12 protein-coding genes and 1 tRNA gene are annotated in these 15,783 nt (G+C 65.4%); 9 read left to right on the top strand and 4 right to left on the bottom strand.

The genetic code is table 11. The annotated features are described in order from the left end of the window. The first annotated feature begins 4 nt into the window (after positions 1-4). Together typA and V7082_RS02565 are read left to right on the top strand one after the other, a co-directional pair. Positions 5-1,843 (top strand): translational GTPase TypA, encoded by a 1,839-nt coding sequence (gene typA, locus V7082_RS02570; RefSeq protein ID WP_334146052.1) that lies wholly within the window; start codon positions 5-7, stop codon positions 1,841-1,843. 144 nt (positions 1,844-1,987) lie between these two features. Further along, on the top strand, positions 1,988-2,428 hold the full coding sequence (locus V7082_RS02565) for a nuclear transport factor 2 family protein (protein WP_334146051.1): 441 nt from the start codon (positions 1,988-1,990) through the stop codon (positions 2,426-2,428). 56 nt (positions 2,429-2,484) lie between these two features. On the opposite strand, the gene V7082_RS02560 is transcribed toward V7082_RS02565, so the two are convergent. Next, positions 2,485-3,129 carry a TetR/AcrR family transcriptional regulator gene (locus V7082_RS02560; RefSeq protein ID WP_334146050.1) on the bottom strand — a complete coding sequence of 215 codons (645 nt, stop codon included), beginning with the start codon at positions 3,127-3,129 and terminating at the stop codon, positions 2,485-2,487. A 122-nt stretch (positions 3,130-3,251) separates the two neighbouring features. Here V7082_RS02560 and V7082_RS02555 point away from each other — a divergent pair, with 122 nt between their 5' ends. Next, positions 3,252-3,542, top strand: coding sequence for a putative quinol monooxygenase (locus tag V7082_RS02555; RefSeq protein WP_334146049.1), 291 nt, complete (start codon positions 3,252-3,254; stop codon positions 3,540-3,542). A 70-nt stretch (positions 3,543-3,612) separates the two neighbouring features. Here V7082_RS02555 and V7082_RS02550 read toward each other — a convergent pair whose 3' ends face one another. Then, on the bottom strand, positions 3,613-4,896 hold the full coding sequence (locus tag V7082_RS02550; protein WP_334146048.1) for a hypothetical protein: 1,284 nt from the start codon (positions 4,894-4,896) through the stop codon (positions 3,613-3,615). 279 nt (positions 4,897-5,175) lie between these two features. On the opposite strand from V7082_RS02550, the gene V7082_RS02545 reads away from it, so the two are divergent. Then, positions 5,176-6,000 carry a hypothetical protein gene (locus tag V7082_RS02545; protein ID WP_334146047.1) on the top strand — a complete coding sequence of 275 codons (825 nt, stop codon included), beginning with the start codon at positions 5,176-5,178 and terminating at the stop codon, positions 5,998-6,000. Between the two features lie 40 nt (positions 6,001-6,040). Here the strand turns inward: V7082_RS02545 and V7082_RS02540 are convergent, their stop codons facing one another. Next, the gene (locus tag V7082_RS02540) at positions 6,041-6,355 is read right to left on the bottom strand and encodes a hypothetical protein (RefSeq protein ID WP_334146046.1); all 315 of its coding nucleotides are present in this window, start codon (positions 6,353-6,355) and stop codon (positions 6,041-6,043) included. A 261-nt stretch (positions 6,356-6,616) separates the two neighbouring features. Between V7082_RS02540 and V7082_RS02535 the strand changes: the two genes are divergently transcribed. The 3 genes from V7082_RS02535 (at position 6,617) to V7082_RS02525 (ending at position 9,589) form a co-directional block, all read left to right on the top strand. Further along, positions 6,617-6,706, top strand: a tRNA-Ser gene (locus tag V7082_RS02535). A gap of 544 nt (positions 6,707-7,250) precedes the next feature. Continuing rightward, positions 7,251-8,282, top strand: coding sequence for an AraC family transcriptional regulator (locus tag V7082_RS02530; RefSeq protein WP_334146045.1), 1,032 nt, complete (start codon positions 7,251-7,253; stop codon positions 8,280-8,282). Positions 8,283-8,485: 203 nt separating this feature from the next. Further along, positions 8,486-9,589: a PAS domain S-box protein gene (locus V7082_RS02525; RefSeq protein ID WP_334146044.1), complete on the top strand. Its 1,104-nt coding sequence runs from the start codon at positions 8,486-8,488 to the stop codon at positions 9,587-9,589. A 202-nt stretch (positions 9,590-9,791) separates the two neighbouring features. On the opposite strand, the gene V7082_RS02520 is transcribed toward V7082_RS02525, so the two are convergent. Next, on the bottom strand, positions 9,792-10,913 hold the full coding sequence (locus V7082_RS02520) for a baeRF11 domain-containing protein (RefSeq protein WP_334146043.1): 1,122 nt from the start codon (positions 10,911-10,913) through the stop codon (positions 9,792-9,794). A 422-nt stretch (positions 10,914-11,335) separates the two neighbouring features. Here V7082_RS02520 and V7082_RS02515 point away from each other — a divergent pair, with 422 nt between their 5' ends. Together V7082_RS02515 and V7082_RS02510 are read left to right on the top strand one after the other, a co-directional pair. Continuing rightward, positions 11,336-12,325: a hypothetical protein gene (locus V7082_RS02515; RefSeq protein WP_334146042.1), complete on the top strand. Its 990-nt coding sequence runs from the start codon at positions 11,336-11,338 to the stop codon at positions 12,323-12,325. An 11-nt stretch (positions 12,326-12,336) separates the two neighbouring features. After that, entirely contained in the window at positions 12,337-15,468 is a 3,132-nt protein-coding gene (locus V7082_RS02510; protein WP_334146041.1) for an efflux RND transporter permease subunit, read from the top strand. The last annotated feature ends 315 nt before the right edge of the window (positions 15,469-15,783 follow it).

Here is a 15,783-nt window from a genome sequence, read left to right as displayed (position 1 = left end):
ATCCATGGATATTCGCAATATCGCGATCATCGCGCACGTCGACCACGGCAAAACGACCCTGGTGGACGAGCTTCTGAAGCAATCGGGCTCCTTCCGCGACAACCAGAAGGTCGCCGAGCGGGCGATGGATTCGAACGACCTCGAGCGCGAGCGCGGCATCACCATTCTCGCCAAGTGCACGAGCGTGGTTTGGAAAGAGACGCGCATCAACATCGTCGACACGCCGGGTCATGCCGATTTCGGCGGCGAGGTGGAGCGCATCCTCAACATGGTCGACGGCGTGGTGGTGCTGGTCGATGCCTCCGAGGGGCCGCTGCCGCAAACGAAATTCGTGGTCTCGAAGGCGCTGAAGCGTGGCATCCGCCCGATCGTCGCCATCAACAAGATCGACCGGCCGGACGAGCGGCATCTCGACGTGCTGAACGAGATCTTCGATCTTTTCGCCAACCTCGACGCCACCGACGAGCAACTCGATTTCCCGGTGCTTTACGGCTCGGGCCGCAACGGCTGGATGGCGCTCGATCCGGCCGGGCCGCGCGAGAGCCTCGCGCCGATGTTCGACCTCATCGTGCGCCATGTGCCCCCGCCTACCGTCGAGCCGGGGCCGACGCGGATGCTGGCGACCACGCTCGAAGCCGACAACTTCCTCGGCCGCATCCTCACCGGACGCATCTCGTCCGGCACGCTGAAGCCCAACCAGCAGCTCAAGGCGATCAACCGCGACGGCAAGCTGGTCGAGACGTTCCGCGTCAGCAAGGTGCTGGCCTTCCGCGGGCTCGAGCGCGTGCCGGTCGACGAGGCGCAGGCCGGCGAGATCGTGGCCCTCGCCGGCATGAGCGAGGCGACCGTCGCCGACACGCTTTGCGATCCCGCGGTCGAAGTGCCGATCGCCGCCCAGCCCGTCGATCCACCGACGCTGTCGATGACGTTCCGCATCAACGACGGACCCTTCGCCGGGCAGGAAGGCGACAAGGTGCAGAGCCGCGTCATCCGCGACCGTCTTCTCAAGGAAGCCGAGCGCAACATCGCCATCCGTGTCACGGCCTCGACGGAGGGCGGTGACTCGTTCGACGTCGCGGGCCGCGGAGAGCTGCAGCTCGCCATCCTGCTCGAGAACATGCGGCGCGAGGGCTTCGAGCTCACGGTCTCGCGCCCCAAAGTGGTGTTCATCTCCGACGAAGCGACGGGCCAGAGGCTCGAGCCCATCGAAGAGGTGATCATCGACGTCGACGAGGGGCATACGGGCGTCATCGTGCAGAAGCTCTCGGAGCGCAAGGGCGAGCTTCTCGAGATGCGGCCCTCGGGCGGCGGACGCACGCGCATGGTGTTCCACGTGCCGACCCGCAGTCTGCTTGGGTATCAGGCAGAGCTGCTTTCGGATACGCGCGGGACGGCGGTCATGAACAAGCTGTTCCACGCGTATGCGCCCTACAAGGGCGAGATCGCCGGGCGGCACACGGGCGTCTTGATCTCGAACTCCGACGGCGAGGCCGCCGCTTACGCCATCTTCAACCTGCAGGACCGCGGACCGTTCTTCATCGGGCCGCAGACCAAGGTCTACATCGGCATGATCGTCGGCGAGCACACGCGCGACAACGACCTTGAGGTCAACGTCGTCAAGGGCAAGAAGCTGACCAACGTCCGCGCCTCGGGCAAGGACGACGCGGTGCTGCTGACGCCGCCGATCAAGCTCACGCTCGAGCGGGCCATGAGCTACATCACCGACGACGAGCTGGTCGAGGTGACGCCGAAATCCATCCGGCTGCGCAAGCGCTGGCTCGATCCCAACGAACGCAAGAAACAGGAGCGCAAGCGGGAGGCCGAGCGGGAGGCCGTCGCCTGAGCGTGACGGGACTTCTTCCCGCAGGCCGGCTGCCACTTTAGATTGAATTCCGACGTGGCGCCCTGTAAAGTGCCATGATCCAATCCACCCCCGCGCACGGATTGGAGCGGAAGTCACGCCAGGGTAGCGGACGGGGAAGCGCCCTTGAGAGAGCTCGACGCATACAGAGCCCGCAGCCTGCTCGACGCCTCGCACGGCGCATGGTGCAACGGCGACATCGACCGCCTGCTCAGCTATTACGCGGACGACTGCCTCTACTGGTGCAATGCAGGCGCCATCGACGGATCGCCGTTCATGCTGGTGGGCAAGCCGGCGTTTCGGGACTTCCTGCGCAACGTCTCCTCCGTCGCCGAGAGCCGGTCCGTCATCGATCTCTTCCAGTTCGACGGCAGGATCGCGCGCGCGCAGATCGACACCTACGTGCGCCACCGGCGGACGGGTCATGTGCTGGCCGGCTCGTACCGTCAGGTCGTGACTTATCGCGGCAACGAGATCTGGCGCATCGAGGAATACCACGACGCCGCGAAGATGGCAGCGTTCTGGCGTCTGGTCGCGAGCGAGGAGACGGCCGGGGATCCGCAATAGCCGGAACCGCGGGCCGCGCCGTCGGCGGGGTTCCATCAGCCTTTCCGCAGGTTCCATCAGCCTTTCCGCAGGGTCGCCGGCGCGCCTTCGAGGAACGCCGCCACCATCGCCCTCGCAAAGCCTTCGGTGTCGGCCGTGACGCGGGCGCCGTAGATCCAGCGGCGGATGGCGAGATAGAAGATCTCGCCATGCAGCCCCCATGATAGGTCGAGGGCCTTTTGAGACGGGGAGGCGTTCGGCGTGCCGGCCAGGCTCTCAAGCTCGCGTGCCACCGGCGCGATCACCTTGCGCTCGATCAGCTTCAGGTAGCGCCGGTTGATATTGACGCCCGCCAGGCCCGCGTACACGAACGTGCGCACCCACGCCGAATTGTCGACGGTTGCCAGATATTGCGCGTAGAAGCGCGACAGGCGCTCGGACACGTCCAGCGTCCGGTCGTCGAGGAGCGCGTCCCAGTCCGAGTTCCACCGGGCGAGAAAGATGCGATCGTAAACGGCATCGATCAGCGAGTCCTTGGTGGGAAAATAGCGAAACAAGAGCGCATGCGAGATGCCGAGCCGTCCGGCGAGGTCCCGCATGCCGCCGCCGAAGCCGACCTCCGAAAAATAGAGGACGGCGCCGTCCACGATCTCCCGCTCGCGTTGCCGCGGGTCGAGGCGCTTGCGTCTCGCCGGCGAGGGCTTGGATCCCGGATCTTGCATCCGCATTTCTCTCCGTGACGCTGCGATGCGACTTACTGACCACTTGGTCATTCCAACAAGCGTCACTAATTACCATTCGGTCAACATATAGCTTTTCCCGGCCTTCCGAAAGGAGATCCTCCATGTCACAGTCACCGATCGTCGTCACCCTGCGCCTGACGCCGTCCGACCCGAAAGCGTTCCAGAGCTTTCTCGCCGAGATCCTTCCCGACACGCGCAAGGCCCGCGGCTGCCGGTTCTCGAAGACCTATACGAGTGACGCAGGCGATTTCCTGCTGATCCAGGAATGGGATTCGGCCGCGGACCAGAAAGCCTACATGGCCTGGCGCGAGTCGACGGGCGTGCTGCAAAAATTCCTGGGCCATCTCGCCAAGCCGGCAGAGGTCCACATCTGGACGGCCGACCCGGCGTGATACGGCGCGCGCCTGCGGAGAAACGCGGCAACGGAGCGCGGGCGGCGGCAGGCTTCGCCGCGCCGCTTCTCTATTCGATGACGATGGTGGCCACGTAGTCCATCGTCCGGTTGACGTTGTCCGGCGGCAACAACGTGTTCAGCAGGTATGACGTCGGCGAATAGTTCTCCGGAACCGTCATATTGAAGGCCGCGCGGATCATCCCGGCCCGCGTGCGCTCGAGAACGGTGCCGCCCGCCATGCCGAGATAATAATCCTTGAGCTTCTCGAACCTGGGCTGCATGGCCTCGGCCACCTTGCGGTGGCCTTCCGACATCTTCTTCAGGCCGGCCGGGTTCTCGACGAACAGCCCCTCAAGGAGGACCCTGCGCTCCGCCATCGGCACCTTGAGATCGTCGATGACCGTCAGCGGCCCGTCGGCGAGGCCGATCCTCGTTGAGCGCCCTTCCTTCGGCACGTTGTTGCCGGTCGCCACCAGTGGCCGCATCGGCGGCTTGATGCAGGACGGTACCCGGCTGCCCTTGAAGTCGCCGGCGGTCGTCGCGGGATCGCAGCCGCGCAGAGACAGAAGCGACCAGGCGAATTCCGAGCAGTAGAGGTCGAGCACGCCGGGCGGGTTCTGGCCAAGCGCGATCCGACCCAGATGCTGCACGAAGTTCAGGGTGTGGTTCGGCTTGTACTTGGGCGCGTTGTAGTCGTCGTTGAACTTGATCTGGCTCGGATAGACCTTCGGCGCGCTGCTGTTCAGGCGCGTTGCCCAGGCCACGATGTTGGCGCGCTCCGCGTCCGTCAGGCCGCGCGGGCGGATGACATGGATGAAGCTCAGCGTGCGGTAGTGCTCGCTCGTGAGGTCGGCGCTCATGCCTTTGCCGAGATATTCCTCGTTGAGCGGATTGTCGATGTTGCGGAGCTTGCCGTCCTTGATGTAGGCGACGCCGGTATGGCTGATGCCCATCTGGATGTTGGGGTATGCGCCGGCGCCGCCCCATTCCGAGCGGAAGGTGAGCAGGATGTCGCCGGTCTGGAAGATGCCGCTCTTGGCGAGCCGGGCCGACATGCCGGCGCGCGGGGTCACGACGAGGCGCAACCCGGCATCGCTCCCGGACTTCAACGCATCCGGATGCTTGAAGTCGACCAGAACGTCGGTGGTGTCGAATGGTCCTGCGAGCGGCGCCCAGGTGCTTTTCGGCAGCGTGAAGAAGATCGGGATGTTGAGCTTCTTCGCCAGCCGGTCATTGGCCTTCTCGCTGAACGTGAAGTCCTTGCCCGCCGCGCCCGCTGGTGCGGCGGCGAGCGCCAGCGCCGCGCAGGACAGCATGCAGAAACGAGCCGCCGCCTTCCAAAACTTTGCCATCGATCAACGCTCCACCCCTGATGCCGCGGCCCTTGCCCGGGCATCGGCATGCACGTTTCCCGCGGCCTCGAGGCCGCTCATTTCCAGTCCTGACTTCCCCTAGGGAGGCACCCTAGCATGGCCCCGGCGCGCTTCCCAATCGCCCCTTGGGGACGGGTGCCGCTTTCCCACCGGCGCGCGATAAAAAAGCGCCGCCCGGCAAGGCGCGCCCCCACGTGACTCGGCTGCGGAGGTCGGGTAAAGATCGGACGGCACGACGGGTGTGGGGGAGTTCCGAGCATGGCGCAGTCGGCGACGGCGAGCGGCGCAAGCCCCGACAGCAAGCGCGAGCGGACCGTGTATGCCGCAAGCGGCGGGCGCAAGACATTCTTCTCGTTCGTGTTCCTGATCCTGCTGCCGTTCTTCGCGAGCTTGCCCGCGATGATCTACATGCGGGTCAAGAACGGCCTCTTCTTCGATGCCGCCGGCCTCGGCATCATGGCGGTCGCGTTCGCCATCCTCATGTTCCTGGTCGTGGTCGAGCTCCTGTTCTCCCTCCGCGCACGCGTGGAGCTCGGCGAGACCTCGGTCAAGATGACGCTTCCCTCGGGCCGCGGCCCGACGCCGATGCTGTTCTACAAGAGCTATGACATTCCCTACGACGAGGTGCAGACGGTCGAGACGCGGCGCGAGATCTACGGCGGCTCGCTCGTGCCCGTGCTGCTCAAGGGCGCGCGGCTGATCACCAAGGACGGAAAGTCCATCCCCATCGGCTACGTCAGCGAAGCCAACGTCGACCCGGCATTCCCCTATCCCGAGATCGCCAAGAAGATCGCCGACCGCGCGCGCCTGCCGCTGATCGACCGCGGCAACGTGCGGCGCTCGTTCCGCCGCAAGTTCTTCGGCATCAAGGGCAGCCGCGTGAACGAGGTCGATCTCGTCGACGAGGCGCAGATCGCCGAGCTCAACAGGTCGCACCACAATATGGTGATCGGCCTTGTGGGCGGGCTCGCGCTCCTCATCGTCGTCGGCATCGTCGACGACCTAGCGAGCGAAACGCCGATCGGCCAGACGGCTTCGGCGGGCCTCGCCGCCTCGGGCACACTCGCGCCGCAGAAGAAGTGAGGCGACCGGGGCGGACAGGAAGCGTCCCTCGCCGCGCCGCTCAGTTGACGAAGATGCGCACCGACCGGCGCCGTCGCCCGATGTAACCGCTCAGCAGCGCCAGCACGCCGAACGTCACGAACGTCGGCACGGCAAGGAGGGGGGCGATCACGCCGTTCCAGATCCAGGGGCCGAGACCGGTCACGGCCTCGCGGGAGGCCTCGAAGCTGCTGGGCGCCAGCTCCTGCCAATGGGCAGCGAGGGAGGTGGCCTTGAACGCCGCTGCCCCGTAGAGCGGCGGCGTGGCATCGACAACCAGAGCAATGGTGGCCGCCAGAAGAAAGACGGCGGCCAGGAAGCGAAAGACGACCATCATGCGAGGCTCACGACATTGGCGGTCTCCGAGGCCGCGCCCGGGCCGGCGGGTCCGCCTGCATCTGCGGCCAGCCAAGCCGCCTCTCGATTAACATATTCGCCCGAGCGGGGTCAGGCAAAAGGGGACCGGACGGGGGCCCCTGCGGGCGTGTTGCCTCCGAGGGCGTTATCGGTATAGTGCGCGGCTCCACATCGGAATTTCGACGGACCGATGACCGCTCCGAACCCAAGGGGTTCGCGACGATCCGGATCCCGACGCGCAGGAGAGATGGCCGAGTGGTTGAAGGCGCACGCCTGGAACGCGTGTAGGCGGGCAACCGTCTCGTGGGTTCGAATCCCACTCTCTCCGCCATTATATGGCTCACGCGCCGAAGGCGCTCCGCGGGGGCGCGGCTCGCCGCGGGTCGCTTTGCTCCCGAGCCCTTCGGGCTTGGACCAGAGTTCGAACTTGGTCTCTCCAAGCCCGCCATTTTTAGCTCACGCGCCGAAGGCGCTCCGCGGGGGCGGCGGTCCAAGCGGAGCTTGGCTTCGCCAAGACCACCGGGTCGCCCTGCTCCTGAGCCCTGCGGGCTGCTCGAAATTTCTCTCGCCGATCACCGCGCTAAATAATTAATTCTCTTATGGATTCAAAGGGCAGTTTACCAAACGAGGTAACAATAGAAACTATTGCTTCCGGCGTCTTCACCGGCAGCATGGCCCATCGAAAATAGCCGGCGTGGACTCTGCAGTACGCCTTTTCTTATAGTATGTTGTTTTGATTGGCCGCGGCAGTATTCGGCGACATTGGTCGCCTTGCGTTGGTGCGAACCGATGCCATCGTCCCCGTTGCGCCGGAGATGGCTTCTGGACGAATTCCGACAGAATAAAATCATGCTCCCTAAGTCTATTTTTTATCCATGAACTCATCGACCGCAGCCAAAATTTATTCCGTCGCAAAGATTGCCGTAATCGTCGACTTGCTGGCCGATGAAGGCATTCCCGCAGAAGAGGCGCTCGCTGATGTCTCTCTGTCGCGCGAGCAATTGGACTCACCGGCGACGAAGGTCTCGGCGGCGCAGGTTCTGCAGTCCTATCGCAACGCCATCAAACTCTCGCGGAATGCCCAGCTCGCATACCGTGCCGGCTTGAAATCCTGCGTGTCGACCTATGGAATATATGGATTTTCCATCCTGAGCAGCCCTGATTTCCGGGAGACAATGGCCTTCGCCATGGCCTATCATCAGCTGGCGACGCCGATGATGGATATCGACTTCCGGGAAGACGGGCGCGCGGCTGTCTGGATCGTCACTCCCGCGCCTCATCTGGAACTCGACGATGTGCTTTATAAATTCGTCGTCGAGCTGCAGATGGCGGTCCACCTATCGCTCCATCGCAACATCATGGGACCGACCTTCAAGCCCACGCTAGTGGACTATGCTTTGGAGCGACCGCATGGCGACGAGCGCGGGACGGCCTTCTTCGGCTGCCCGGTTCTCTACGGCAAATCCGAGAACAGGTTCGCCTTCGATGCCGCCTGGCTCGACCGGCAGCCGGATTTCGCCAACAAGCTCGCCCATGCCGAGCTCAGGCAGCTTTGCAATGGCCTGCTCAAGGAGCTCGAGTTGAGCGCAGGGATCGCCGGCGAGATCCGCGAACTCATCCTCTCCAACCTGTCCCGGCCGCTCAGCTTCGAGCAGGTCGCCAAGTGCCTCAACATGAGCGGTCGCAGCCTCAGGCGCAAGCTGCAGGAGAAGGGAACGTGCTTCCGAAGTCTCGCTAACGAGTTGCGGGGCCAGGTCGCCATTAAGTATGTCCGCGAAACCGACCTCAGCGTCGAGGATATCGCGTTCGCCCTGGGCTTCAGCGATGCCTCCTCGTTCCGCCACGCGTTCCGCCGCTGGACGAACGCTGCCCCTCACGACTATCGCAAGGGGACGCGCGAAACCTAGGCTGTAACCTCATTATTGGATGGGCATCGAATAATGAGGTCACAGACCAATTCGAGCCGGTAACGGTGCCTCTGCAATGGCATGAAGCGAACTCTTTCGTAATTACGCGACGCGCCTATGAAATTTCCAGGATTGGCCGGATGTCTCCGGTTTCTGGCCAATGCCGACCTTGTTTGTCGCCGGGCCACACCGATGATTCCCGCATGCTGTCGTTCGATAATGCTTACGGAGTTGGAGCGGGTATGCGTAAATTTAATACACACAGCACCGGTCCTTGCGCCACGGGTGCAGCCGGGAACCTGCTCAAACAAAACTCAGGCAATAGCGGTAGCGCACCGGATCCGAGAGACTGGCGGGTTGCGCTGATCGACGGATCGGATGATGCAATCTTCAGCAGAAACCTCAATGGCATCATCCAAAGCTGGAACCATGGTGCGTCCCGCCTGTTCGGGTATTCGGCGGACGAGGCGATCGGCCAGCCGATCGCGATCCTGATCCCGGAGGACCGGCTGGAGAAAGACTCGGCGATCCTGGCGGAGATCCAATGCGGCAAGCGTGTCGGGCGCTTCGAGACGAAACGACGCCGCAAGGACGGATCGTTGGTCGACATATCGCTGACGACCTCCGTCATTCGCAATGAGGACGGCGTTATTGTCGGCGTCTCCAAGATCGCCCGCGACATTACGGAGAGACTGAGGGCGCAGGAGCAGCAACGGCTTCTCTTGGGCGAGATGGGTCATCGGGTGAAGAACCTGTTTGCGCTGGCGGCCGCGATCGTGTCGATCAGCGCAAGGTCGTCCGGAAGCGGGAGGGTGGTGGTCGACGATATCCGCGCGAGGCTGTCATTGCTGGCGCGCGCGCATGACATGACGATGGCGGGCCGGCCACACGATGCCGGGACCCCGCAGGCCTCGTCGCTCCTCGCGCTCATCCACCGGATTCTCGATCCCTATGCGGCGGCGGACGGCCCGGTTGTGATCGGAGGCCATGACTGCGATGTCGGCGCCAACGCTGTCCCCTATGTGTCGCTGCTGCTGCATGAGTTGGCCACCAATGCCGCCAAATTCGGATCGTTATCGGCTGCGAGCGGACAGCTCGACGTGAGCGTCGCAACCGATGGCGACCTGGTTCGCCTCGTCTGGCGGGAAACCGGCGGGCCGGTGCCTTCAACAGGCGGGCCTCAAGGGTTTGGCAGCCAATTGGAACGAAGCGTGACATGCGCGTTGAAGACAACGATCGAGCGTCACTGGCGCCCGACGGGCCTCGTTGCCACGATCGCCATACCCAAGGCGGTCCTGTCAGCCTGAAGAGGGGCTTGGACGACCGCGGCCTCGGCGCACGCACGCGTCTGCCAGGAGGCCCGACGTTTTCTCGTAAGGGCCGCCATTGATCGGTGGCCAGAAGTTCAATCGAGGCCGATTGCGATCTCGCTGGCGATCAGCGCAGTGCGGGGGAAAGCGGCATGAGGTAGGTCCCCACGCCGCTCCGTTCGCGTTTTCAAACGGTCGCTCAGACCGGATAGCGCAGGATCGCCGCCAACTCGCCGCCGCCGGGGATCTCGGACCGCCGGGCGGAGATCACCCGCGCGCCGGTCTCCAGCGCTCGCCGGGCGATCTCGTCCACCACGCCGTAATTGATGGCATCGGCGGTCTCGGCGAAGGTCACGGCGCCGGTCTCGTCGTCCACCGTTCCGGGGCTCGCGCTGTCCATGTCGACGATCAGCGTATCCACGGCGCCGAAGGTGACGGCGCGCGCGGCCTGCGCCACGTCGGCGGTGGCACGGCCCTGCGCCTCGCGCTTGGCGTAAAGGGCGGCGACGGCTGCCATCTCGGCCGCATAGACACCGTCGAGGACGGTGCGGGCTGAGGCCGCCAGCTCATGCTCCGGCACATGGTCGGGGCTGCCGGGAATGGTCACGTCGGCGACGTTCGGGTAGCTCGACACCGAGCGGAAGATCGAGGCCAGGGGCTCGGTGGCGGCGATGATCAGCGGCCGGCCGTGACCGGCGAGGACGGGACGCAGCGCCTCGTCCACGGCGCGGGCGTAACGGGTGAGCAGCGCGTTCTCGCTGGTGGCCTCGCCCGAACGCATGTCGCCGGAGCGCTCCAGATGGCTGCGCCGGCCAATGGCCTGGTTGGCGTCGCGCGGCAGGTTCGGCACCTTCACCTCGTGCGGCGGAAGGTCGGCCGAAACCTCGATGAAGCGCACCGCCCCGATGCCGATCGCCAGCACATAGGCATTGTGCGGGAAGGTGACGGCGCGGATCAGCGGCTTCAGGTGGAAGCGGTCGGCGACCTCCACCATGCTGGTCAGCTTGTTGGCGAGGCGGAAGGTCTGGATCTTCTCGGGAGTGACGAAGATGGCCAGGCTGTTGGCCTGGTACGCCCAGAAATCATCGTCCTCGATCAGTGCGCCGACGCTCTCCTCGATCGGCCAGATCGACCGCTTGTCGATGCCCGCCTCGGTCATCTCGGCCACCGCCGCCTTCAACTGGTTCTTGAGCTCGATGCGGTTGGCATCGGTGTCCTGGGTCAGAGGCGTGGTCCGAAGGTAGATCGAAACCGCAGGGCTCTGCCGATACGCGGCCAGCTTCTCGATCTCAACGCGGGTCGGAAGGTCGATGTGCAGCAAGATAACACCTACGGGTCAATGCATTTTTGGGAGGGGAGCGTGTGGAGGCGGCCTTCATAGACCAACCGGCCGGGAGTGGGAAGGGGCGAGAAGAAACGCTGCATCCGCGGTCTCTTTCATCCGGATGCCCCACGGCGTGGGGCGATGCCATGGGGATCGATGCGACCATCCGCACCGGCTTCCGGGGCATCCGCGGCGAACTCTATCCTCACCGCTCCGCCGCCTGAGCCCTTCGACATCGAGAACCTTAACCGCACGCACCGGCCCGGCGGCGTCGCGGGGCGATGGAGAGCCATTGGCTCCAAGGCCCTGACAACACATCGTAAATTCGTGGATTCGCTAAAGGCTGGCGACGGCACGCCTAATAGGGCATTCTTCCCAGTAAGTTATAGGATTTTACCCCTGGTGCTTGAATCTCAATCATGAGGAAGGCTGCACTCATCCTCCTTCTGGCGCTCGGGGCGTGCGAGGAGCCGCGCTCGGAAGCCTATTCCCCCGAGCAGGAGGTGGATTTCAGGCCCGTCTCCGTGGCGCTCGCGCCGGCCCAGGGAGCCCAGAGGATCCACGGCATCGCCACGCTCGTCAGCCCCGACCCGCTGACGCAGCTCGACGCCGAAATCCGCGCCGCCGAAATCGCGTCGGCCTTCAGCCAGCGGACCGTGGCGCGCTTCAAGGGCACAAGCTCGCTTGGCGAGCATCGCCTCGACAACGCCGAGCGGCAGGCCGCGACCGACGCCACGCAGGTGGCGCTGCTCGAGCTGCGCCTCCGGAATGCCTGGGGCGACACGGCGCCGTTCCTCGCCGCCGAGAACCGGCTGCGGCTCGTGGACGAGCTTTCCTCCGGCAAGACGACGCTCGTGCGCGTCGACTTCCCACGCTCGGTCGAGCGAAACCCTCAAAACGTGCGCATCACGCCGCTCGGCGGCGGCGAAGAGATCGCGGTCGACAAGGTGTGGCCCGCCCCTTCCGGCAATCTCGCCATGCCCGGCACCTCCTTCTTCGGCATCATGCCGACGGGGCCCAGCCTCAAACCGGGAGACCGCGCGAAGGCAACGGCCGAGCGCGGCACGCCTGCCTCCGGCGTGATCGTGCCGGCCGACGCGGTGGTCGTCCATGCGGGCGCCTCGTGGTGCTATGTCGAGACGGGCCCCGACGCGTTCGAACGCAAACCGATCTCGCTCACGACGCCGGTCGAAACGGGGTATCTGACGAACGACTTCGCCGCCGGAACGAAAGTGGTGGTGAAGGGAGCCTCAGCGCTCCTTGCCCGCGAGGCGGAGCCCGGCTCGTTCGATGACGATGATGACGACGACGACCGGCCGCGCCCGACGCGGCGTCGGCCGGGCGATACGGACAGCGCGACCGGGCTCCACGCTGCGCCGATCGCCAGCTCCGATCCCGATCCCGACTGAGACCCTGCGCCATGGACACCCTGATCCGATGGTCGATCCGGCACCGCTCGCTCGTCGCCGCCCTTTCTGTCGTATGGTTCGTCGCCGGCGTCTTCTTCGCGCTTCACGCCCCGCTCGACGTCTTTCCCGAGTTCGTTCCGCCCCAGGTCACGATCCAAACCGAGGCGCCCGGGTTCGCGCCCGAGCACGTCGAGCAGATCGTGACGCGGCCGATCGAGGCCGCCGTCAACGGCGCGCCGGGGATCGAATCGATCCGCTCCGAATCGGTCTACGGCCTCTCCGTCGTGCTGATCACGTTCGAGGAGACCGTCGATCCCGTCGCCATCCGGCAGGGAATCTCCGAGCGCCTGTCGACGCTCGCGGGCGAGCTGCCGGCCGGCGTCGCGCAGCCGACGCTGACGCCGCTCACCTCCAGCACCATGGACGTGATCAAGTTCGGGCTGCTATCCAACACCGTCGATCCCTACACGCTGCGCGACATCGCCGACTGGACCATCCATCCGCATCTCCTGTCGCTGCCGGGCATCGCGCGCGTCACCGTCTACGGCGGCGCCATCCGGCAGGTGCAGATCCAGCCGGATCTCGACCGGCTGGCCGGCCTCGGCCTCACCGTGAGCGACGTCATGGAGGCGGGGAAGGGGGCCCTGGCGCTGCGCGGCGGCGGCACCATCGACACTGCCTCGCAGCGCATCACGCTCGATACGGCGCCGCCCGCGCCCGATCCGCAGGCGATCGCCCAGGGGCTGGTGGCGATGCAGGACAACATGCCGATCACGATCGGGCATGTCGCGAACGTCACGATCGGACCGGCCGTGCCGATCGGGGACGCGACCATCATGGGCAAGCCCGGCGTGCTCGTGACCGTGTCGAGCCAGTTCGGCGCCAACACGCTCGAAGCCACGCAGGCAGTCGAGGCGGCGCTCGAGGACCTGAAACCCACGCTCGCGCAACGTGGCATCGACATCATCCTCCTGCATCGGCCCGCTTCCTTCATCGAGCGCGCGCTCGGCAACCTCGCGCATGCGCTGGCGTTGGGCTCGGCGCTGATCCTGGCGGTGCTCTACGCCTTCCTCCGGAGCTGGAGGGCGGCGCTGATCTCGTTTCTCGCCATTCCATTGTCGCTGCTCGCGGCGATCTTCGTGCTTGCCGAAATGGGCCAGACGCTCAACACCATGACGCTCGGCGGATTCGCGCTGGCGCTCGGCGTGCTGGTGGACGACGCCATCATCGACATCGAGAACATCATGCGCCGCCTCCGGCTTGCGAAAGCGGCTGGCCGCGACGACGATCTCGCCACCATCGAGGAATCCTCGATCGAAATCCGCGGCTCGATGCTCTACGGCACGCTGGCCGTCATCTTCGTGTTCCTGCCGATCCTGTTCGTCGGCGGCGTGCAGGGACGCTTCATCGCACCGATGGCACTGACCTTCATCCTCGCGGTCATCGCCTCCATGGTGGTGGCGATGACGGTGACGCCGGCGCTTTGTGCACTTCTGCTCACCGGAGAGGAGACCAAGGAGACGCCGCGCCTTCTCGACGTGATGAAGGCGTTCCAGGCGTGGTGCATGGAGAAGGTCCGCCGGCACTGGGGTCTCACGGTCTCCGTTCTTGCGGCGGCGGCCGCGGCGGCGGTGGCGGTCGCGCCGTTCCTGCGCAGCGAGCTCATCCCGCAGTTCCGCGAGGGGCATTTCGTCGTGCAGATGGCGATGGCCGCCCAGGGAACGTCGGTGGGCGACGTGACGGCGACCGGCGTGCGGGTGTCGAACGAGCTTCTGAAGCTGCCCTTCGTGCTTGCCGTCGGCCACCAGATCGGGCGGGCGGATCTGGGCGAGGACACCTGGAGCCCGGACAAGAGCGAGTTCCATATCGAGCTCACGGACGAGCACGCGGAGACGGAGAGCGAGGCGCAGGAGAAAATTCGCGACGTGCTCGAGAATTTCCCCGAGGTGCGCAGCGAGACCATGACGTTCCTCGGCGACCGCATCAGCGAGAGCCTCAGCGGCGAGACGGCCCAGGTGGTGATCAACCTCACGGGCACCAACCTCGAGAAGCTCGAGGCCGCGGGCGAGGCCGTCCGCAGCGCCATCGCCGGAATCGAGGGCGTCGAGGATCTCCGTATCCCGAAGGCCGCCAGAGTGCCCACGCTCACCGTCAAGCTCGATCACGCGGCGCTGGCGAACTACGGGCTCACGGCGCGGGATGCGCTCGACACCATGCAGACGGCGTTCGCCGGCACCACCATCGGCCAGACGTACGCGGGCGCCGAGACGGTGGATGTGGTGGTGATCCTGCCGCCGGAAGCACGCAGCCGCGTCGAGCAGCTCTCGAACCTGCTCGTCGGCAACGCGCGCACGCGCGTCCTGCTCGGAAACGTGGCTTCGATCTCGATGACCGACGGGCGCGTGAACATCCAGCACGACGGCGCAGAGCGGCGCGTCAACGTCAACTTCAACGGATCGTCCGAGCGTTCGCTCCGCGATACGGTTGCGGAGGTGAAAGCGCGCGTCGCAGACCTCGGGCTGCCGCCGGACATCTACGTCTCCTTCGCCGGCCAGGCCGAGGAGGAGCGGGCGGGTCAGATCCGGCTCGCGCTGCTTGCGGCGTTGAGCGTCACGCTCGTCGTGCTCGTGCTGACGGCCGCGTTCACCCGGCGGGCGCTTGCGGCCGTGCTGCTCATCAACGTGCCGTTCTGCCTGATCGGCGGCATGGCCGCGACGGTCGCCAGTGGAATTGGCCTCACGCTCGGCAGCCTCGTCGGACTCGCGACCGTCTTCGGCATCGGGGCCCGGAACTCCGTGATGATGCTGGCGCACGTCGAGCATCTGGTGGACCGCGAAGGCCACCCCTGGTCGGATCACACGATACGGCTTGCGGCCGGTGAGCGCTTCGCGCCCGTCTTCATGACCGCCCTTCTCGCGGCGTTGGGTCTCGTTCCGCTGGCGCTCGGCCTCGGCCGGCCGGGGCACGAGATCGAGGCGCCGATGGCGATCGCGATCCTCGGCGGCCTCACCACGGCAACGTTCCTCAATCTCGTCGTGCTTCCCGAAGCGCTGATCCGCATGCAGGGATGGCTCGGCCTCACGCCGACGCCGCCCTCCGCCCGACGCATCACGCGCGAGCGGACACCGGCGCCGGCTCCCTAGAGAGTTTCCGTTTCAGATGGAAACAGCGGTTCGACATGCGCAAGCTTGTCTGGACTCCGGCCTTCGCCGGAGTGACGTTGAGTTTGCGTAGCCGGCCTGCATACAAATGACGTCATCCCGGCATCATGGCGGAGCCATGCTCCGCATGGACGGCCGGGATCCAGACACGCCAATTGCTCGCATGACCATGGTTCCACATAAGTCGGAACGACTCCAAGGCGAGAGGATCCTCTTGCGCCGAATTGGCGCTCCGCTTCTGATCCGGTTTGCGGCCCGTTTGGCGGACCAAGGGCTCGACGTCGCGCGCGGCTATTG

Source organism: Hyphomicrobium sp. (genome assembly GCF_036833075.1).
Lineage (GTDB): Bacteria > Pseudomonadota > Alphaproteobacteria > Rhizobiales > Hyphomicrobiaceae > Hyphomicrobium_C.
The sequence above is the reverse complement of the archived record's forward strand: the minus strand, read 5'-3'. Positions and strand labels throughout refer to the sequence as shown.

Excerpts from the sequence above, each read along its gene's own strand:
- typA (WP_334146052.1), top strand. The coding sequence starts at position 5 with ATGGATATTCGCAATATCGCGATCATCGCGCACGTCGACCACGGCAAA.
- V7082_RS02560 (WP_334146050.1), bottom strand. The coding sequence starts at position 3,129 with ATGCAAGATCCGGGATCCAAGCCCTCGCCGGCGAGACGCAAGCGCCTC.
- V7082_RS02555 (WP_334146049.1), top strand. The coding sequence starts at position 3,252 with ATGTCACAGTCACCGATCGTCGTCACCCTGCGCCTGACGCCGTCCGAC.
- V7082_RS02550 (WP_334146048.1), bottom strand. The coding sequence starts at position 4,896 with ATGGCAAAGTTTTGGAAGGCGGCGGCTCGTTTCTGCATGCTGTCCTGC.
- V7082_RS02545 (WP_334146047.1), top strand. The coding sequence starts at position 5,176 with ATGGCGCAGTCGGCGACGGCGAGCGGCGCAAGCCCCGACAGCAAGCGC.
- V7082_RS02540 (WP_334146046.1), bottom strand. The coding sequence starts at position 6,355 with ATGATGGTCGTCTTTCGCTTCCTGGCCGCCGTCTTTCTTCTGGCGGCC.
- V7082_RS02530 (WP_334146045.1), top strand. The coding sequence starts at position 7,251 with ATGAACTCATCGACCGCAGCCAAAATTTATTCCGTCGCAAAGATTGCC.
- V7082_RS02525 (WP_334146044.1), top strand. The coding sequence starts at position 8,486 with ATGCTGTCGTTCGATAATGCTTACGGAGTTGGAGCGGGTATGCGTAAA.
- V7082_RS02515 (WP_334146042.1), top strand. The coding sequence starts at position 11,336 with ATGAGGAAGGCTGCACTCATCCTCCTTCTGGCGCTCGGGGCGTGCGAG.
- V7082_RS02510 (WP_334146041.1), top strand. The coding sequence starts at position 12,337 with ATGGACACCCTGATCCGATGGTCGATCCGGCACCGCTCGCTCGTCGCC.